This window comes from Salmonella sp. NW1250 (genome assembly GCF_051812965.1).
GTDB lineage: Bacteria > Pseudomonadota > Gammaproteobacteria > Enterobacterales > Enterobacteriaceae > Salmonella > Salmonella enterica.
In genome coordinates this window covers 289,844-306,586 of the sequence record NZ_JAMNDD010000002.1, presented here as the reverse complement: position 1 = coordinate 306,586, position 16,743 = coordinate 289,844, and the positions used below count along the sequence as shown (strand labels likewise).

18 protein-coding genes and 2 pseudogenes are annotated in these 16,743 nt (G+C 45.2%); 7 read left to right on the top strand and 13 right to left on the bottom strand.

Going from position 1 to position 16,743, the window contains the following annotated elements:
• Positions 1 to 14 precede the first annotated feature (14 nt).
• The 10 genes from spaP to invF are packed head-to-tail and all read right to left on the bottom strand — an operon-like array spanning position 15 to position 10,276.
• Complete coding sequence (spaP, locus tag NBA72_RS04710) at positions 15 to 689, bottom strand: SPI-1 type III secretion system export apparatus protein SpaP (RefSeq protein WP_000526016.1); 675 nt, start codon at positions 687 to 689, stop codon at positions 15 to 17.
• Positions 679 to 1,590 carry an SPI-1 type III secretion system protein SpaO gene (gene spaO, locus NBA72_RS04705; RefSeq protein ID WP_000058734.1) on the bottom strand — a complete coding sequence of 304 codons (912 nt, stop codon included), beginning with the start codon at positions 1,588 to 1,590 and terminating at the stop codon, positions 679 to 681. Before spaO ends, spaP begins: the two co-directional genes overlap by 11 nt.
• A complete protein-coding gene (gene spaN / locus NBA72_RS04700) occupies positions 1,590 to 2,600 on the bottom strand; it encodes an SPI-1 type III secretion system protein SpaN (protein ID WP_023137851.1) in 1,011 nt (336 codons plus the stop codon). The genes spaO and spaN overlap by 1 nt, the downstream gene beginning before the upstream one ends.
• The gene (gene spaM / locus NBA72_RS04695; RefSeq protein ID WP_001747512.1) at positions 2,600 to 3,043 is read right to left on the bottom strand and encodes an SPI-1 type III secretion system protein SpaM; all 444 of its coding nucleotides are present in this window, start codon (positions 3,041 to 3,043) and stop codon (positions 2,600 to 2,602) included. The genes spaN and spaM overlap by 1 nt, the downstream gene beginning before the upstream one ends.
• Positions 3,021 to 4,316, bottom strand: a complete 1,296-nt coding sequence (invC, locus tag NBA72_RS04690) for a SctN family type III secretion system ATPase InvC (protein ID WP_000856766.1) — start codon at positions 4,314 to 4,316, stop codon at positions 3,021 to 3,023. Before invC ends, spaM begins: the two co-directional genes overlap by 23 nt.
• Positions 4,313 to 4,720, bottom strand: a complete 408-nt coding sequence (gene spaK, locus NBA72_RS04685; protein WP_001164066.1) for an SPI-1 type III secretion system chaperone SpaK — start codon at positions 4,718 to 4,720, stop codon at positions 4,313 to 4,315. Before spaK ends, invC begins: the two co-directional genes overlap by 4 nt.
• A 23-nt stretch (positions 4,721 to 4,743) precedes the next feature.
• On the bottom strand, positions 4,744 to 6,801 hold the full coding sequence (gene invA, locus NBA72_RS04680; protein ID WP_000927219.1) for a type III secretion system export apparatus protein InvA: 2,058 nt from the start codon (positions 6,799 to 6,801) through the stop codon (positions 4,744 to 4,746).
• A 24-nt stretch (positions 6,802 to 6,825) separates the two neighbouring features.
• On the bottom strand, positions 6,826 to 7,944 hold the full coding sequence (gene invE / locus NBA72_RS04675; protein WP_000612171.1) for a type III secretion system gatekeeper InvE: 1,119 nt from the start codon (positions 7,942 to 7,944) through the stop codon (positions 6,826 to 6,828).
• Positions 7,941 to 9,629: a type III secretion system outer membrane ring protein InvG gene (gene invG / locus NBA72_RS04670; protein WP_000848101.1), complete on the bottom strand. Its 1,689-nt coding sequence runs from the start codon at positions 9,627 to 9,629 to the stop codon at positions 7,941 to 7,943. Before invG ends, invE begins: the two co-directional genes overlap by 4 nt.
• Complete coding sequence (invF, locus tag NBA72_RS04665) at positions 9,626 to 10,276, bottom strand: type III secretion system transcriptional activator InvF (RefSeq protein ID WP_001728903.1); 651 nt, start codon at positions 10,274 to 10,276, stop codon at positions 9,626 to 9,628. The genes invG and invF overlap by 4 nt, the downstream gene beginning before the upstream one ends.
• Before the next feature lie 455 nt (positions 10,277 to 10,731).
• On the opposite strand from invF, the gene invH reads away from it, so the two are divergent.
• The 3 genes from invH (at position 10,732) to NBA72_RS04650 (ending at position 12,388) form a co-directional block, all read left to right on the top strand.
• Positions 10,732 to 11,175, top strand: coding sequence for an SPI-1 type III secretion system invasion lipoprotein InvH (gene invH, locus NBA72_RS04660; RefSeq protein WP_000715096.1), 444 nt, complete (start codon positions 10,732 to 10,734; stop codon positions 11,173 to 11,175).
• Positions 11,176 to 11,606: 431 nt separating this feature from the next.
• A complete protein-coding gene (locus tag NBA72_RS04655; RefSeq protein ID WP_024156634.1) occupies positions 11,607 to 12,056 on the top strand; it encodes an STM2901 family protein in 450 nt (149 codons plus the stop codon).
• Positions 12,041 to 12,388, top strand: a complete 348-nt coding sequence (locus NBA72_RS04650) for a DUF1493 family protein (protein WP_001555786.1) — start codon at positions 12,041 to 12,043, stop codon at positions 12,386 to 12,388. The genes NBA72_RS04655 and NBA72_RS04650 overlap by 16 nt, the downstream gene beginning before the upstream one ends.
• Positions 12,389 to 12,660: 272 nt before the next feature.
• On the opposite strand, the gene NBA72_RS04645 is transcribed toward NBA72_RS04650, so the two are convergent.
• Positions 12,661 to 12,987, bottom strand: a complete 327-nt coding sequence (locus NBA72_RS04645) for a hypothetical protein (RefSeq protein WP_042948876.1) — start codon at positions 12,985 to 12,987, stop codon at positions 12,661 to 12,663.
• Between the two features lie 240 nt (positions 12,988 to 13,227).
• Here NBA72_RS04645 and NBA72_RS04640 point away from each other — a divergent pair.
• The 3 genes and pseudogenes from NBA72_RS04640 to NBA72_RS04630 all read left to right on the top strand — a co-directional run.
• A pseudogene (locus NBA72_RS04640) lies at positions 13,228 to 13,406 on the top strand (IS3 family transposase); the annotation flags it as partial.
• Between the two features lie 269 nt (positions 13,407 to 13,675).
• A complete protein-coding gene (locus tag NBA72_RS04635) occupies positions 13,676 to 13,966 on the top strand; it encodes a DUF1778 domain-containing protein (protein ID WP_000855694.1) in 291 nt (96 codons plus the stop codon).
• A complete protein-coding gene (locus NBA72_RS04630) occupies positions 13,963 to 14,490 on the top strand; it encodes a GNAT family N-acetyltransferase (protein WP_000971655.1) in 528 nt (175 codons plus the stop codon). The genes NBA72_RS04635 and NBA72_RS04630 overlap by 4 nt, the downstream gene beginning before the upstream one ends.
• A gap of 72 nt (positions 14,491 to 14,562) precedes the next feature.
• On the opposite strand, the pseudogene NBA72_RS04625 reads toward NBA72_RS04630, so the two are convergent.
• A pseudogene (locus tag NBA72_RS04625) lies at positions 14,563 to 14,777 on the bottom strand (IS5/IS1182 family transposase); the annotation flags it as partial.
• Between the two features lie 336 nt (positions 14,778 to 15,113).
• Here NBA72_RS04625 and pphB point away from each other — a divergent pair.
• A complete protein-coding gene (gene pphB, locus NBA72_RS04620; protein WP_042948875.1) occupies positions 15,114 to 15,770 on the top strand; it encodes a protein-serine/threonine phosphatase in 657 nt (218 codons plus the stop codon).
• A gap of 244 nt (positions 15,771 to 16,014) precedes the next feature.
• Here pphB and NBA72_RS04615 read toward each other — a convergent pair whose 3' ends face one another.
• Positions 16,015 to 16,536 (bottom strand): hypothetical protein, encoded by a 522-nt coding sequence (locus NBA72_RS04615; protein ID WP_042948874.1) that lies wholly within the window; start codon positions 16,534 to 16,536, stop codon positions 16,015 to 16,017.
• Positions 16,537 to 16,743 lie beyond the last annotated feature (207 nt).

Sequence of the window (16,743 nt, the reverse complement as noted above, 5' to 3'; positions counted from 1 at the left end):
GTCTCGTAATGATGTCATGTTGCAATGTCCATATACTGTAATATCAATCCCTTAGACAGTAAGGTCCAGCCATCAAGCGCGACAAAAAGTACCAGCTTAATAGGTGTAGATATCGTCACCGGACTCATCATCATCATCCCCAGCGCCAGTAGCACGCTGGATACCACCAGGTCGACGACAACAAAGGGCAAATAGAGATAAAAACCAATTTTAAACGCGCTTTTTATTTCGCTCAGCGCATAAGCAGGTAATAACGCAAATATTGATGGTTTTTCAATTTCATCTTTGTCACGCTTTACCGTCTCGGTCTCTTCTCCATACTGACGCTTCAGTTGCGCGTTTTCAAAAAACTGAACTAACTCGCGATCTGAATATTTGATCAGATAATCGCGATAACCATCCAGACCTTCATCAACGTGTTTACTTAATGACGAAATATCATTAAAGGTGACATCTTCGTCCTCAAAATAGACGTAGGCATCATGCATTATGGGCCACATAACAAACATAGAAAGCAGCAAGGCGACGCCGTTAAGCGTCATATTTGAAGGTATCTGCTGCAATCCCAGGGCGTTACGCACCATGACAAATACAATAGAAAATTTAACGAAACAGGTTCCTGACGCAATAATAAATGGCAACAGGGTGGAAAATGCCAGTAAGGCAATTAATGAGATATCATTCCCCATTACCAGACTCGCTCAGCCATTCATGGATCTCAACGCCTAAGGTGTCATTCATCTGTACCAGTTCGCCATTACCCAGCAAAACACCATTCGCCATAATTTCAACGTTAAGTTCAGCATTGGTCGGCAGTGATAATAGCTGTTGCTGCCCCATGGCTTCGAGTTCGGCGAGGGTAACGTTCTTACGATACAAAACAAATTCCAGTTTGACGGGCAATTGGTTCAAGCCAGGCAGAGTTTCTGCAGTTTCAGTTGTATTATTTTCTTCTTCGATATGTTGAATATCTAACGTTTCCACAATAATTCCCCCTTCAACACGGTTGAAATGACCTAACTTTTTCGCGTAGCAATAAACTTCCGCACGGGAAGTACGAATCAGGAGTACATCTCCGATCCCGATTCGGCCCAGCAACGAACGCTGCGTATCACTGCTACCGATTACAAAGCGCAACGGCCAACGCAGCATTTTCGGCCTGCCGCCCCCGACTGCAGGCAGTTCAGGAAGATGCTCAAACCACAGGCCGCCCCGATCGCTCATAATGTGCAACAATTTCCCTTCCGGCAGCGCGCTTCCCGGCACGGGGTTCTCTACGCATAAACGCCGACAGGACAAATGCGGCACGGGCAACTCAAACGGTCGCTCTGTTGCAGCAAGCCAGGGAACGACCAGGTGCTCAGCACCGGCAGAAACCGCCGCCCCCGCCAGAGCGGGAGAGACATGCTCAAGCCAGTCCCCAGGTTTAATCCAGGCCGACCACCGTTTTTCTGCATCGCTCAACCGAACCCACATTCCCTGTCGCGTCGGATATTCCAGCGTAGCTTCCCGGCCATGGCGCTGGCATTCTGTCGCGGTTTGCGCCAATAGCCATTCGCGACGATCAATCTGTCTCACACGCAATGACATCAGGCGTCATCCTCCTCGCCAGATTGCTGTCTGTGCTGTTGCTGCTGCGGATTTTGTTGATCGTCTCGCGTCAGGTGCCAGCGCTGGGGATTACCGTTTTGCCATTGATCATGCAAACGATGTTCAACCTGCGTATTTGACGGTATTAACGAAAACTCCCCTGCTTGCCGCGCCTGAATATTGACGGAATAGTCATTTCCCCAGCGCTGAAAACGGTAAGTCAGCGAGCTATCCTCTCCTTTCACGCCATCGGCAGTCGGAAAAATAGTCATCATCGGCTTTGATTGCGCCGCTAAAGGCATTTTTTCATCGCCGCCGGTTAATTGGCTAAGATCGGCGATAGTGGTTGGTTGCAGCGGAAGCTGAGAAACATCTTTAACCTTTTTATGATCTTTATCGTCAGGCTTACCGGTGTTGGCTGCGGCCATTCGGGCAGGTGCGACATCCCGCGCCAGCGGCGCGCCCTCTTTACGAACGCCTTCGCCCGCGATGGCTTTGTTATCTCCAGGCAATGCCTTGATATTATCGTCAGAGATTCCCGTGGCGTTATCGGCTACTTCACTAGCGGATTCCACGGCTTTTAAATCAGCAGATAATTTTTTACCGCTTACGCTTTCTAACGGCCTATTTTTAGACGATAGCAACGCTGCGGATTTATCTACTTTGGCCTCCGCAGAGATCAAACCGACAGATTTTTCAGCAGTGACTTTCAACAGTTTTTCAGCAATCCTGAGTTCGCCTTTTCCGTTATGATGCAGACCAGAAACGTTGCCATTGTGATGTTCTGATTTCGCTGGCGCGCCATGTCGCCATGCCGCCAGTAATACCGGTAAAGCCGTTTCTTTATGCATTACGAAAGCATCACCATAGTCGCGATCTTTTTTATCACCGGAATATTCTGTCTTATGTTTCTCCACCGCTTTTTTTAATGCTTCTGATAAACCGCCGACCTCATCCTGCTGCGGCAGTAAAATGTTTCCGGATGAACTGACAGCTGACACATCGCCCATTAAATTATCTCCTCTGACTCGGCCTCTTCCTGCTGTATCTCTCGCTGGATGTAGTGTCTTTTCTGACGGATTATCCAGCGTTGATAGTTCCCTTCTTTGCGCAACCAATATTTACTTTTTTTCTGAAACTCTTCCCTTTTCTTTTCCAGCTCGCTCCGTTTTTCCTGAATTTGTATAATCTGGAGTTCTAAATCTTTTATCTGCCGGCGAACAATAGACTGCTTACGTAATAACGTATAAATTTCCTCACGACTGAGCTGTCTGTTTTCTGCACGCAGCGTATCTAATAACAATTTCAGACCCGCTATTTGTTCAAGGAGTGCCTCCTCCTCGGCCTGCAGCCCGCGGTCCTCATCCTGATAGCGAAGTAATATCGACTCACACTGTGAATGAAATACCGTACAGCGCCGCTGCAATACTTTAATTCTGGTCAGCGAATGCATTCATACCGCTCAACGTGTCATCAAAGGATGAATATTGCGCTACCGGCTGGCATAACCAGGCTTTCAGGCTATCCCGCATCTGCATCGCCCGATCGTTATCGATATTTTCGCCAGGACGATATTCTCCCAAATCAATGAAAAGCTGGAGCTCTTCCAGACGCGTCATTAATTTACGCACGGCAGATGCCTGTTCAGCATGTGTCGGCGTCGTGACTTGTCCAAAAACGCGGCTTACGCTTTTCAGTACATCGATTGCCGGGTAATGTCCCTGCCCGGCCAGCTTTCTGCTCAGATACAGGTGACCGTCAAGGATAGAGCGAATTTCATCCGCCATCGGGTCCGCCTCTTCCTCGCTTTCCAGCAGTACCGTATAAAAGGCAGTAATGCTTCCCTCGCTGGTCGCCCCGGGGCGTTCCAGCAAGCGGGGCAAATTATCGAATACGGAGGCGGGATAACCTCGACGAGCCGGACGCTCGCCCGACGCCAGTGCCACGTCTCGCAAAGCACGCGCATAACGGGTCATGGAATCGATAAAAAGCACGACCCGTTTTCCCTGGTCACGAAAATATTCCGCTACGGTTGTCGCCAGTTGCGCCGCATTGCAGCGATCGACCGAGGGGAAATCGGAAGTGGCAAAAACCAGCACGCATTTTTCTTTCTTATGCGAAGCGCGCAACATATCCACGAATTCAGTGACCTCACGGCCTCGTTCACCGATAAGACCGATAACAAAGACATCCGCCTCCGTTTGCTCGATCAGCATATGCATCAGCATGGTCTTACCGCATCCTGCGGAGGCAAAAATGCCCATTCGCTGGCCTACGCCACAGGTCAATAACCCGTCAATCGCGCGCACACCGGTAATCAGCGGTTCACGGACGCCAACGCGCGAAGCGTAAGAAGGCGGTGCGACATCAATAACGCGTTCTTCGCTAATCGGCGCCACTTCAGGGGTAAAACGCTCAACGATTTTCCCTGTCGGATCCAACACCGCGCCTAATACCGAGTATCCCACCCACGCCGATAACGCACGTCCAGTGGGATAAAGCACGACATCGCGGCTCAGCCCCTGGGCATTGCCGATAAGGCTCAGCACGGTGCGTTCCCGCTGTAAGCCAACCACCTGCGCACGTGCAACAACCTGTTTTTGGTGCCAGCCACGGCGTATTTCACACAGTTCGCCAATGGCTACATCGCGCAATTCCGCCTCAATAATTGGGCCGGTTATTTTTTGTGGGTAGGCCAGATATTGCAGTAAACGAGGTGTTTTCATCTCATTAGCGACCGACTAAAAACTTCCAGATAGTTGTAAAACCCATTCAAGGCAGTAGAGAACTTTTCACCGTCAGATAAAAAATCCGGATGCACTAAGGCTTTAAGCGTTAGCTCCCCATTCTGCTCCCCCAGTAGTAATTGCCCGCCGCGGGCAAAATGGCATCCTTCCATTATGGTCATTAAGATTTCATAAGCCCGCTGTTGTAATACCACCATGCTGTCAGCACCCAATTGCGCCCAGATCCATACATCATCGTCCTTGACGCTGATACAGATACTTGGCAATGCAAATAAATCCAGAACAATTGTTGAATGGCTATCTATTCCTCCGATGAGTGAAGGATCGCAACCACTTACTTCCAGTGCGGAACGAACTAATTCAGCGATATCCAAATGTTGCATAGATCTTTTCCTTAATTAAGCCCTTATATTGTTTTTATAACATTCACTGACTTGCTATCTGCTATCTCACCGAAAGATAAAACCTCCAGATCCGGAAAACGACCTTCAATCATTTTCTTAATAAATCGACGGACATCGACAGACGTAAGGAGGACAAGATCTTTATGTGCAATCAATAAATCATCCAACTTAAGTGTAATGAGATCCATCAAATTAGCGGAGGCTTCCGGGTCAAGGCTGAGGAAGGTACTGCCAGAGGTCTGACGGATCCCTTTGCGAATAACATCCTCAACTTCAGCAGATACCATTACTGCTCGTAATTCGCCGCCATTGGCGAATTTATGACAAATATAACGCGCCATTGCTCCACGAATATGCTCCACAAGGTTAATGACATCTTTTTCTCTTGGCGCCCACAATGCGAGCGCTTCCATAATTAATTTCATATTACGCACGGAAACACGTTCGCTTAACAAACGCTGCAAAACTTCAGATATACGTTGTACCGTGGCATGTCTGAGCACTTCTTTAAGTAAATCAGGAAATTTCGCTTCCAGTTGGTCCAGCATATGTTTTGTTTCCTGAATACCGAAATATTCATTGACGTTGCGCGCCAGCGTCACCGCCAGACAGTGGTAAAGCTCATCAAGCGCGTTCCGCAACACATAGCCAAGCTCCCGGAGTTTCTCCCCCTCTTCATGCGTTACCCAGAAATACTGACTGCTACCTTGCTGATGGATTGTTGGATTAATACCAAAGGACACGACTTCATCGGAATAATTTACCACTCGCATCAAATCAAAATAGACCGTAAATTGTTCAACACGGATCTCATTAATCAACAATACGATGCTGTTATCGTCCAGGCCCTCGCCATCGCGTAACAATACTTCCGGCAGGCGCACGCCATAATCAATAAAGAACTGACTACGTAGACGCTCCGCAAGTTGAGCTTTTTCCAGATCTTCACGCCGGCTCTTCGGCACAAGTAATATCAACGGTACAGTCTCTGTAGAGACTTTATCGAGATCGCCAATCAGTCCTAACGACGACCCTTCTTTTTCCTCAATACTGAGCGGCTGCTCGCCTTTGCTGGTTTTAGGTTTGGCGGCGCTACGTTTTGCTTCACGGAATTTAAAATAGAAGAGTACGCTTAAAACCACCGATAAAATAACAAAAACCGGCAGCGGGAATCCCGGCAGAGTTCCCATTGAAATGGTCAAAATAGCCGTAACAACCAATACAAATGGGTTGTTCAACAGCTGCGTCATGATATTCCGCCCCATGTTATCGCTATCGCCATTTACGCGAGTCACGATAAAACCGGCACTAATCGCAATCAACAATGCGGGGATCTGGGCGACAAGACCATCACCAATGGTCAGCATGGTATAAGTAGACAGAGCGGAGGACAAATCCATACCATGGCGGGTCATCCCCACCGAAATACCGCCAATAAAGTTCACAAAGATAATAATGATGCCGGCAATAGCGTCACCTTTGATAAACTTCATCGCACCGTCAAAGGAACCGTAAAGCTGGCTTTCCCTTTCCAGTACGCTTCGCCGTTCGCGCGCGGCATCCGCATCAATAATACCGGCCTTCAAATCGGCATCAATACTCATCTGTTTACCGGGCATACCATCCAGAGAAAATCGGGCCGCAACTTCCGCGACGCGTTCTGAACCTTTGGTAATAACGATAAACTGGACCACGGTGACAATAGAGAAGACAACAAAACCCACCGCCAGGCTATCGCCAATAACGAATTGCCCGAACGTGGCGATAATTTCACCGGCATCGGCTTCAATCAAGATAAGACGGCTGGTACTGATCGATAATGCCAGACGAAAGAGCGTGGTAATTAACAGTACCGCAGGAAACGTTGAAAAACTGAGGATTCTGTCAATGTAGAACGACCCCATAAACACCAATATCGCCAGTACGATATTCAGTGCGATCAGGAAATCAACCAGATAGGTAGGTAATGGAATGACGAACATAGAAATGATCATCACCATTAGTACCAGAATCAGTAATTCAGGTCGTAAACGAGCACTGTTAAGTAGAGAAAGCAGCACTATAGGTATCCTGTTAATATTAAATTAAGACAGCTTTTCAATAGTACGACGCTGTTCTGCCATTTCATGCTTGTAGGCAATATCGGTCATACTACGTAACGCCATTAACAATTCTTCCTGCCAATATTCTTCATAAAAGAGTGAAGAGGGTATGGCTTTACATACTTGATAAAATATCTGCAAAAAGGATGCATGTTCTTTATGACTAAGCAATAACGCATTCAAACCTATAATATCGGCTAACAGCGAATCCACTTCATGTGGCTGTTGCAATAGCGAAAGCATCAGTAGTAGCCACGACGACTCCTCCGCATTAAACGCTTTGGTAAACGAATACGACAACAATGTACTCACAAACAGTAGGTCAGCGGAGCGCAACATTTTGAGTTGCGTCAGGCGTCGTAAAAGCTGGCCAAACTCCAGACGCGAACAGCTGGCGTCATTCGCGTCAATATCGGTTAATAGCGAACCCTCGATAAAATCCAGTACCACCAGTCGACGTTGATAGCCATAACTGGCTATCCAGTCAGAGTAAATCTCCACTTCATGTGATTCACTCTGGATAAATTGCCGATAGCTGGCGCGCAATAAGCCTGGTTTTAACGATAATGTTTTCCCAAAAAGCCGGGCCTTCAACGCACAATTAATCCCTGCCTTGAGGGTCTTCGGATCGGTTTGCTCTTCAACGTGCTTAAGTAACGACTCCAGCTTTTTCCGCACGATCTCTTCCAGATCTTTACGACGAAGCAATTCACGTAACACAAGGACTAAATCACTGGGGTCAGGAAATAAGCTACGCGCCTGACGTAAAAAATCTTCTAACGCGCCGCCATGTACGCTAATTAGCTTTAATATTTGCTTCGCCTTCGGTAAAGCCTCATCCTCCAGCACGCGTTCAAAACTGTTAGATAAATTACTGGATTTTTTTTCATAATCGCGACGGTTACGAAATTGCGCCAGCGCCGCTGACATTTCGTCCGTCGACTGGACAAATTTTTGTACTTCCGCCCCTGGAGACGAATCCTCTGCGGCCTGTTGTATTTCCGCCTGTTGCGCATCAGTATGCTGGGTCGCATCCTGATGAGATGTCTGCCGGGACAATATTCTGGAAAATGAAATACCGGAGGTTGAGCCAGGAATCATTTAATTGCCTCCTGACCTCTATCCAGATAAACACGAACCCATTTCTGTAACTTATCGTCCCCACTCCAGGCACCGCTTTGCTTCAGAATATTGTTTACCGATTCGCTGGCATCCGGCGTTAACGGGTCGACAATTTCTTTTGGTTCAATCATGAACACACGAACAACATTACTTTTATTCTTACTGGAATAACGGAACAGGCTACCAATAAGCGGTAATTTGCCTAAAAACGGAATACTTTGAACAGTATCGGTATTTGCATCCCGTGTATAACCACCGACCAGCAAACTTTTTCCGTGCGGAACTCTCGCAATAGTGCTAATTAACGTTCGCCCGACTTCGGGTAACGCATCTACGGAGGTGGTAGTATCGGATTGCGGCGTCTTATCGTTGCCATCTTCAATGTCCAGCGACATTTCTATCTGACCATCTGCGGAAAAACGGGGCAGCACTCGGATCATTGTTCCGTATGTTACATGCTCAAGCGCCACATTACGTTCCCCAATCAGCTTGGTGTAAAACGTTCTGTTGTTATCAAAAATAGCGGGAACATTTTCCTGAGTCAGTAATACCGGGCGTGAAACCACCGTCGCCTGTTTCTTCTCTTCTAACGCATTGACCGCGGCGATGAATCGACTGCCATCGAGGGTACTTATTGAAGACTGGTTTAATGACACGCCAAGTTTGTCCCCAATAGTAATACTGCCGCTCCATGAAGTGCCCAAACGCTCCAGATCGCTTTTATTAAGATCGACAATCCACAGGGATAATTCTACGTGACGTTTGGCGACATCCAGCGCTTTAACCAGCATTTCGATAAAATGCACCTGCTCAGCCGTTCCCTTTACTAACAAACTGTTGGTATCCGGATAGGCCACGATTTTAATATTGCCCGCCGCGGCATTTTGCTTTAAAGCTTCCTGCAGACTCATGCCACCGGCATAATTTGCTGCTTTACCTTTTTCTCCATTCGCTGAAAACGCTGGCATCGCCGGGGGTTCGCTACTGACAATATTACCTAAGGGTTGCTCTTCTCCCTGCAATAACCTTTCAATGGCCGTAGCAATACCGGGAATAACCATTTTCTGATCGCGCAGATTATAGGTACGATCGCCCACGAAGGTATTGTTCAGACGCATCACCCCTATTTTCTGGCGTCCCAGCTCAATACCATCGTTTTGCTTGTCCATCATGGTGGCGGCGTTGACCACCATATCAACATAGACGGGTGGCCCTGAAACATAGAATGTTCCTTTACGGTTATCGCCACGTAGCGGGTAATTTTTGTTATATAAACCTGAGCGTTTTAGAAAATTGTTGAACTCATTGAGTGAGACGTTGCGTAAAGAAACCACGGCATTGCGCATTTCACTGGCGTCATAAATATAGATAGCCTGCCCATCGAAATACCAAATCAGCCCCAGTTGTAGGGAAAGCTTCTCCAGTAATGCGTTAGGATCGTGAAACTCAAAGTTGCCCGTAATTTTTTTTCGTGCCGCCATTTTGCTAACAATGACAGGCTCCTTTAGCTGTAGCGCCATGGCATCGAAAAATGTCCGCAGGCTATCGTCTTTCGCAACAAACCCACTTCCCGTTACAGGTATTTTTTCACTAGAATAACCAGGTGCAACCAGAACAAGCGCGGCACATGCCAGCACTCTGGCCAAAAGAATATGTGTCTTCATTTGTCTGCCAATTGAATAATATTTGATAATTTCCGCGGCGAAACGCCGATCAGCTCTTTGATCTCACTAGAAAAATGTGAAGGCGATGAGTAACCATGATTAACGGCTAATTGGGTGATGTTCTCGTGGCCTTCTACACTATTCAGCAGCGATTGCGCCATACGCCAGTTTCGTAATTCACTCTTCGCTTTTCCGCCCAACGCTCTGCTGCACAAACGACGAAAATGGGTATAAGAAACGCCATAGTCTTCTCCCAGCATTCTCATCGTGTTGCCGCTGGTTGACTGAGCGAGTAAATAGCCAACCAACCAGTAACTCTCGCTTTTTCGTAACAGCGCCAGTACCTTATTGAAGGCCGGAGAAGGCGTAATAATTTGCTGCAAAAACCAGTACTCGCAGCGTTTACGATCTTGCCAAATAGCGCGAAACTCAGGACTCAGCAAAACCCATTTATCGGATTCAGCATATGTCGTGTCCACTAATCCTGCGCCATCGATAAATGCCAGTAATTTGCTGAGTACTTCAATTTTTAACGGTCGAAAAACCAGGTCTCCTGATACTGGTGCGACAACGGCCTGCTCGCAAAAAAGCAGCGCGCCTTCCTGAATCAGGCAGTTTTCATTGTGTCGGCCTTCAGAAAATGACATATGCAGCTTTTGCGCGGAACACGTCTGTATAAACCATGCTTCCGGGCTGCGGATTTTCCGCTTCTCTCCTTCTTTAAGTACTTCCTGCGTATTTAGCATAGTTGTCAGCACCAGTTAAAAATCATTTTAATATGTAAACAATACCGGGAGCGGGTGGCAAAATCCTGATGCAATCATTATGAAACTGATGCCACCCGCTAATTAAATTAGCCAACTTGCACAGCGCTCGCTGATTTAAAATAGAAAATCAGCTCATAGTATATAAATTCTGGCTTATTGTTCTGCAGCAGCAAAAATTCAGATATTGTCATCGGGATGGAGAATTAATTATTTATATCAGGAGTTTTTTTTGCTAGCATTCCTGAAACGCATTCGCCCCTTATCACTATTGTCAGATAACGTTCTGACGGTTGTGTAAAAACATTGCGCCTCATTCTTCTGTAGTTGGAGTTAATATGAAAAAATTTTATAGCTGTCTTCCTGTCTTTTTACTGATCGGCTGTGCCCAGGTGCCCCTCCCTTCCTCCGTGAGCAAACCGGTACAGCAACCTGGCGCTCAGAAAGAGCAACTGGCCAACGCAAATAGTATTGATGAGTGTCAGTCTCTTCCGTATGTGCCGTCAGACCTTGCGAAGAATAAATCATTATCAAACCAGAACGCTGATAATTCCGCATCAAAAAATAGCGCAATCAGCTCAAGCATTTTTTGCGAAAAATATAAACAAACCAAAGAGCAGGCGCTCACCTTCTTCCAGGAACATCCACAATACATGCGTTCGAAAGAAGATGAAGAGCAACTCATGACCGAATTTAAAAAAGTTTTGCTTGAACCCGGAAGTAAGAATTTAAGCATATATCAGACGTTACTTGCTGCCCATGAAAGACTGCAAGCCTTATAAGGCCATATCACCGTTGGCTGAACTCATCATGATATAATTAAGACCATATTTTGCATTGCCACTTAATATCAATATAATTATTATAGCTATGGTCACTTTTACGGTTGGCCATTTGTCTCTTACGTTGCATTTATCAATCTGCTTTTTGATACAGCAGCACCTCGCTGCTGCTTTTTTTATTTGTGATAAAGAACTGTCTCCCAGACTCGGGAAAATAGCCGAAACTTATACTGACAAACTATCGTCTCGTATATCGCGATAAACTGACATCCCCCTCTTGCCCCACATGTTGGCATTCTTACGATACCTCATCCACTTTTCGCGAATAACGTTCTTTTTACCTGTGACAGCGTATTGACGACCAGGCTAGTATAGCGGCAGAAACGTCCCGATGTCTGGAATGAATGGCAAACAGTCTATAAGGTGATTGAATGGATACGACAGAAGAACTAAACGGAACCTACTTCTACCACGGACAATCGAACCTGCCAGCAGGTGAACTATTTGATGTAATTTTCCTTGAGCAATTTTGTGATGAACCTGGGATTGGTATTGAGTCAGGTGCTGCCATCCTCGCCGGGCAACCGTGGTTAAAAACCAGAACGAAACCGGGAGAGGCAATCAAAGGGACAAGTGTTATCTCCAGGTATGGGAGAATGCTTTTACGAAATGCACGAACTCCTTTTGGTATTAGAGTTCCTACACCCGTTGGTATAAGAATGCGAAAAACAAATAATCTTGCCGCAGTCATAGCACGATATGTTCCATGGTTAGGTTGGGTTGGTCTTGTGAATTCAATTTACCAGGTATCAAGGAGAACTCAGGCAAAATACAACCTAATAGCACGCCCTAAAGATCGTATACAATGGACATCCTTTTGATGGACACAATTCAGCAAGAGGTGTTAGCACTCTTCCGTGAAGAGATTCCCGGATATTTAGACAGCAATTGGAAAGAAATCCCTTTAGAACTTGATTCTGATTTATTTGAAGCTCCAGGCGATGACCTGCATGAAGCTTTGGATAAATTTGAAAAAAAATTTAATGTAGATTTATCACAAGTTAAATGGTCGTGTTATTTTCCTTGGGAGAATACTCCACTGCTTACACGATGGTTTAAATTAAAACGGGAAGATGTAGAACGAACTCGTACACCTTTAACAATCAGAATGTTTTCTGAGTCAGCGAAAGCTGGGAAATGGCTTTATGATTAGTGAAAAATATGTCGAATTAATCAGGAGTTAATTACTATGAATTTTGTTAATCGGTTAAAATTAAAAGTAGTAAATTTCATATGCTTTTCAAATTAAAATAATTTGTTGTATCTACCTTTCGATCACCAGTAACTTTGACGCCATCAGTTTTAAATTGACCATTTTGTTCTGGTGGTATATCGCGAGTAGATATTTCTGAAGTGCTTGACTATTCACTCTTTTTTAGCCTGCATGTATGGTGGCGACGATGCTGTTACATAGGTACCGGTATATTACCAAATTGATTCTGCCAGATATCCCACCTCACGTAGAGCATTCATAATTTTATTCGCTAATTCATACTGATATTCATACGAGGTATTCTCCATGGAAAATACCGTTAATTCATATTTATAATACAGCCAACCATCATTCTCATTTATCAATTTAGGATTACAGTCATAATTTCTTTCTATTGTAATCATTGTATTTTCGTATCTTAAATATAATGAATTCACTTTTATTATGTCTGGAATCCCTTGGGATAAAAAATCAATTAACTCATATTTATCCAGATCAGACTCAACAACGATTGTGAACTCAGCGTTAACTTCTTCCATTATAGAACCTCAATATATGGGCCTCTATTAAACGGTGATGATCCTTTCATTACCGATATCTGTATTTTTGTTACATCATCCGGATGAAAATGTAGGATATACATCCTCCCGTATGCCACCTTCATCACCAGGGCCTAATGCACGCCGTTGGGCCTTTGTTGATTTTTAACCATCTGATCTTACTCAGCAATAGTGGACACGCAACTAAGTGAGTAAACGCTCAAGCAAGAGGTGACTCACATGACAAAACCAGCATCAACCACCAAAAAGCCACGCAAGCAGCACACGCCTGAAAGCCCTGAAACTGGCGGAACGCATTGGGGTGGCCGCTGCCACCAGCGAGCTTAACCTGTATAAATCACAGATCTACAGCTGGCGAAACTCAGCTCTCTTCTTCTGAACGTGAGCAGGAGATGTCCGCCGCTTAGGGTTGTGTCCCTATTACGCGGGTAGGATCAATCAAGCAGTTACGGCAAAAAAGAGAATCATGGATATATTTAGCAAACTCCCTGATGATACGTAATCAGTGAGATTAAAATAATGCAATCGCGATAAACCGAAGTTAATCCCCTGTTTAAAGACAGTGAGCGACCTTCTTGCCATGCCTGGACTATATCAGCCTCATATGTACGCCTTGAAAGCGTACAGATATGTATTATAATTGTACATATTGTTCATAAACAGGAGGATGAAAACCATGCCTCAGATAGCTATAGAATCTAACGAAAGGCTGTCGTTACGTGTATCGACGGATGCCAAAAAGTTGATAGTCCGCGCTGCGGCAATCCAGCAAACCAACCTGACGGATTTTGTGGTCAGTAACGTACTACCTGTCGCACAGAAGATTGTTGATGCCGCCGAACGGGTATATCTGACGGAGCGCGATACTCAAATGATCATGGAAATTTTAGATAACCCGCCAGCGCCGAATGAAAAGCTTCTTGCCGCTGCTTTCGCCCTGCCGGACATGAAGAAATGATGTTTACAGACTGGCATGAGGCCGCGATAGGGAAAACCCACAATCGAATGAATTTTGATTGTGGGGATGCCGATCTGAACCAATTCCTGCAACGCCATGCACGACAAAATCATGAGAAAGGGACAACGAAAACCTATGTTGCGCTTGATAATTCGGATGTTACACGTATCCACGGCTTTTACTCAGTCAGTCCTGCATCACTGATATATGCACAGGTTCCCGGCGCAATCAGCAAAGGATTAGGGAGATACGATGTGCCAGTGTTTCGTCTGGGTCGTTTAGCCGTAGACAAATCTATGCAGGGGCAAGGGCTGGGAGCACAACTTTTGTTATCTGCCGGAAAGCGTTGCATACAGGCGGCTTTGCAGGTCGGTGGCGTAGCCCTGCTTATTGATGCCAAAAATAAACAGGTTTGCGACTGGTACAAAGGATTTGGCGCAGTACCATTAAACGATCAACCCCTTTCCTTATTGCTGTCGTTTAAAACGCTTTATGCTGCTTTATCTGCATCTGGTAGGTTATGACAACATGAGGCTTGGTTGAATAATTCAGAATCGGCCAACGATAAGGATACAGGACTCCCACCGGAGCACTCGTTATACGAGCCTGACGCTGGTCGGCATTGCCAACAACGTTATCCAGTTCAGCGCTTTGGCCATCGCCATCGCTTCACCCACCTGCGCACCATAGTTCCGCAGGCTCAGATGGCCGCCCAGCAAGGTTTTGATACGGAACATGACCGTTTCCGCTACTGAACGACGGTGATAGCCCACTTTCTTTTCCAGACCTCATTGCTGCCGCTCCGATGTTGATTTTAAACTTTTGCTTTGCCATGGGAACCCGATGCTGAAACGACAGTAACGATCAGATCCGCCAATCTCTTTATTCAACAAAGCCCTTCGGGATAGAGCTTCCGCTGAGCGGGAAAGTATGCCTTTGCAATTAATCAGGAAAGTGTTGCGCGAGAAATAGTGCATCTTTCAAGCACATCGTCTACTTTAATTAACCGATTCATAAAATATATATTACCTGTTCATTTCTAGCTTGTAGGTTATTTTAATAACTGTGTATTTTAAAGAATAAAAATTAATATCACCCTACTTCTTTGTTATAATACCAGCCTCCAAAATTGTGCTATAGGAACATCATGGAATTAATTCGTTATGCTGACATCAACAGCGATCTCTATCGCCACATTTGGGTCGTTGGTGATATTCATGGATGTTACTCCTTATTGTTAACCAGACTGGCTCAATTAAATTTCTCTCCTGATACCGATCTCTTGATCTCCACTGGAGATAACATTGATCGAGGAAAAGAAAACCTTGAAACACTGAGACTGTTAAATACCTTATGGTTTATTTCTGTAGTGGGTAATCATGAAGCTATGGCGCTTGACGCTTTTGAAACACAGGATGGCAATTTCTGGTATGTAAACGGTGGTTACTGGTACGACTCGGTCACCGAAAAAGACAGGCAAGAAGCCACTGAGCTATTACTAACTTTTAAGCAGCGTCCTCACATCATAGAGGTTGAAACGTCCTCAAAGAAGTACGTGATTGCCCATGCCGATTATCCAGATGACAGCTACGATTATGGGAAGCAAGTTGATATTGATAGCGTTCTATGGTCACGCGATCGTCTGCTTGGTTCGTTACAGGGGAATATCCATCCAATACGCGGTGCGGATACTTTTATCTTCGGCCATATGATTGTTGACTACACAACAACATTCGCCAATCAAATCTACATTGACACCGGTTCTTTCTGTTCAGGCAATCTGTCTTTTTTTAAAATAAAGTAATCTGGAAATAGAATTATATAATATACGCAACGATAGCGTTACTTTATTTTGTATTCTGAGGATATATACTCAAACATAGAATTCTATCATAGAATATTAACCCTCCCTGCATTATGGGCAATGATATAGCCTTCAATAAGTACCATTGCCCATTCGTAATAGCGTCTAAATTTCGCGTTTTTCTGCCCATTTCAGCATTAAGATCGCAGGCCAAAAAAACGAAGCCGTAATCCGACGCAGGTAGTTACTCGAGCGCCTGAGACGAGTAAAGATCGCACATCTCAAGATACCTATCGGAAGAAAGCGCAATAACCGTGGTGGCGAAATGGATCGGCTTGCCTTCATGCAACACAATCTTGATTACAGTCTCGAGTTTGGAAGCATCCGTTTCCCTCTTAATTTTGTTGGGATTTCTCTTTGTTGCGAGCATGGTCTGAACTAATTGCCTGGCTACTTGCCTTGTTTCGTCAATATTTGGAAAATCGAACACATTTCCAACTTTTACTTTCAAGACAGAACTTGGCTTCCTACCCTCACTGACATTACGATCTGACGAGGCTACTCTTCGCTGGATTACGTAGGTTTTTTTCGTCAAACTGGCTTTTACCCCGAAACCAGCAGGAGCTTCTCTGTGGTCATCGAAAACAATGTAGAGTTTTTGAGCTGGGTTAGCTTCGAAAACGATTTTTCCAGAGCGACTGAGTGCAGGCTTAACATTGATACTTAACTTGTTGATAATGAAAGGCTGGCTGAGAGTTGTTTTCAAAGTATCACCCCTGTTGTAGTCCAGGAATGATGAGAATGTAACCTGTCACATTTTAGGCTACAGGTGAGCTACAAATTTATGAGTTTATGTGAGTTTATAAGCGTTTTACCCGGGGGCCACATGAGCACTTGAAAGAATAAAAAAACGAGTAAAATCAATATGAATGAGTCATTTGATAAGGACTTCTCCAATCACACCCCCATGATG

Coding starts and splice junctions, on each gene's coding strand:
- invH (WP_000715096.1), top strand. CDS start 10,732: ATGAAAAAATTTTATAGCTGTCTTCCTGTCTTTTTACTGATCGGCTGT.
- spaM (WP_001747512.1), bottom strand. CDS start 3,043: ATGCATTCGCTGACCAGAATTAAAGTATTGCAGCGGCGCTGTACGGTA.
- NBA72_RS04635 (WP_000855694.1), top strand. CDS start 13,676: ATGAAAACCATGCCTCAGATAGCTATAGAATCTAACGAAAGGCTGTCG.
- spaK (WP_001164066.1), bottom strand. CDS start 4,720: ATGCAACATTTGGATATCGCTGAATTAGTTCGTTCCGCACTGGAAGTA.
- spaN (WP_023137851.1), bottom strand. CDS start 2,600: ATGGGCGATGTGTCAGCTGTCAGTTCATCCGGAAACATTTTACTGCCG.
- NBA72_RS04645 (WP_042948876.1), bottom strand. CDS start 12,987: ATGGAAGAAGTTAACGCTGAGTTCACAATCGTTGTTGAGTCTGATCTG.
- NBA72_RS04630 (WP_000971655.1), top strand. CDS start 13,963: ATGATGTTTACAGACTGGCATGAGGCCGCGATAGGGAAAACCCACAAT.
- spaO (WP_000058734.1), bottom strand. CDS start 1,590: ATGTCATTGCGTGTGAGACAGATTGATCGTCGCGAATGGCTATTGGCG.
- NBA72_RS04655 (WP_024156634.1), top strand. CDS start 11,607: ATGGATACGACAGAAGAACTAAACGGAACCTACTTCTACCACGGACAA.
- invE (WP_000612171.1), bottom strand. CDS start 7,944: ATGATTCCTGGCTCAACCTCCGGTATTTCATTTTCCAGAATATTGTCC.
- invF (WP_001728903.1), bottom strand. CDS start 10,276: ATGTCATTTTCTGAAGGCCGACACAATGAAAACTGCCTGATTCAGGAA.
- spaP (WP_000526016.1), bottom strand. CDS start 689: ATGGGGAATGATATCTCATTAATTGCCTTACTGGCATTTTCCACCCTG.
- pphB (WP_042948875.1), top strand. CDS start 15,114: ATGGAATTAATTCGTTATGCTGACATCAACAGCGATCTCTATCGCCAC.
- invG (WP_000848101.1), bottom strand. CDS start 9,629: ATGAAGACACATATTCTTTTGGCCAGAGTGCTGGCATGTGCCGCGCTT.
- invC (WP_000856766.1), bottom strand. CDS start 4,316: ATGAAAACACCTCGTTTACTGCAATATCTGGCCTACCCACAAAAAATA.
- NBA72_RS04650 (WP_001555786.1), top strand. CDS start 12,041: ATGGACATCCTTTTGATGGACACAATTCAGCAAGAGGTGTTAGCACTC.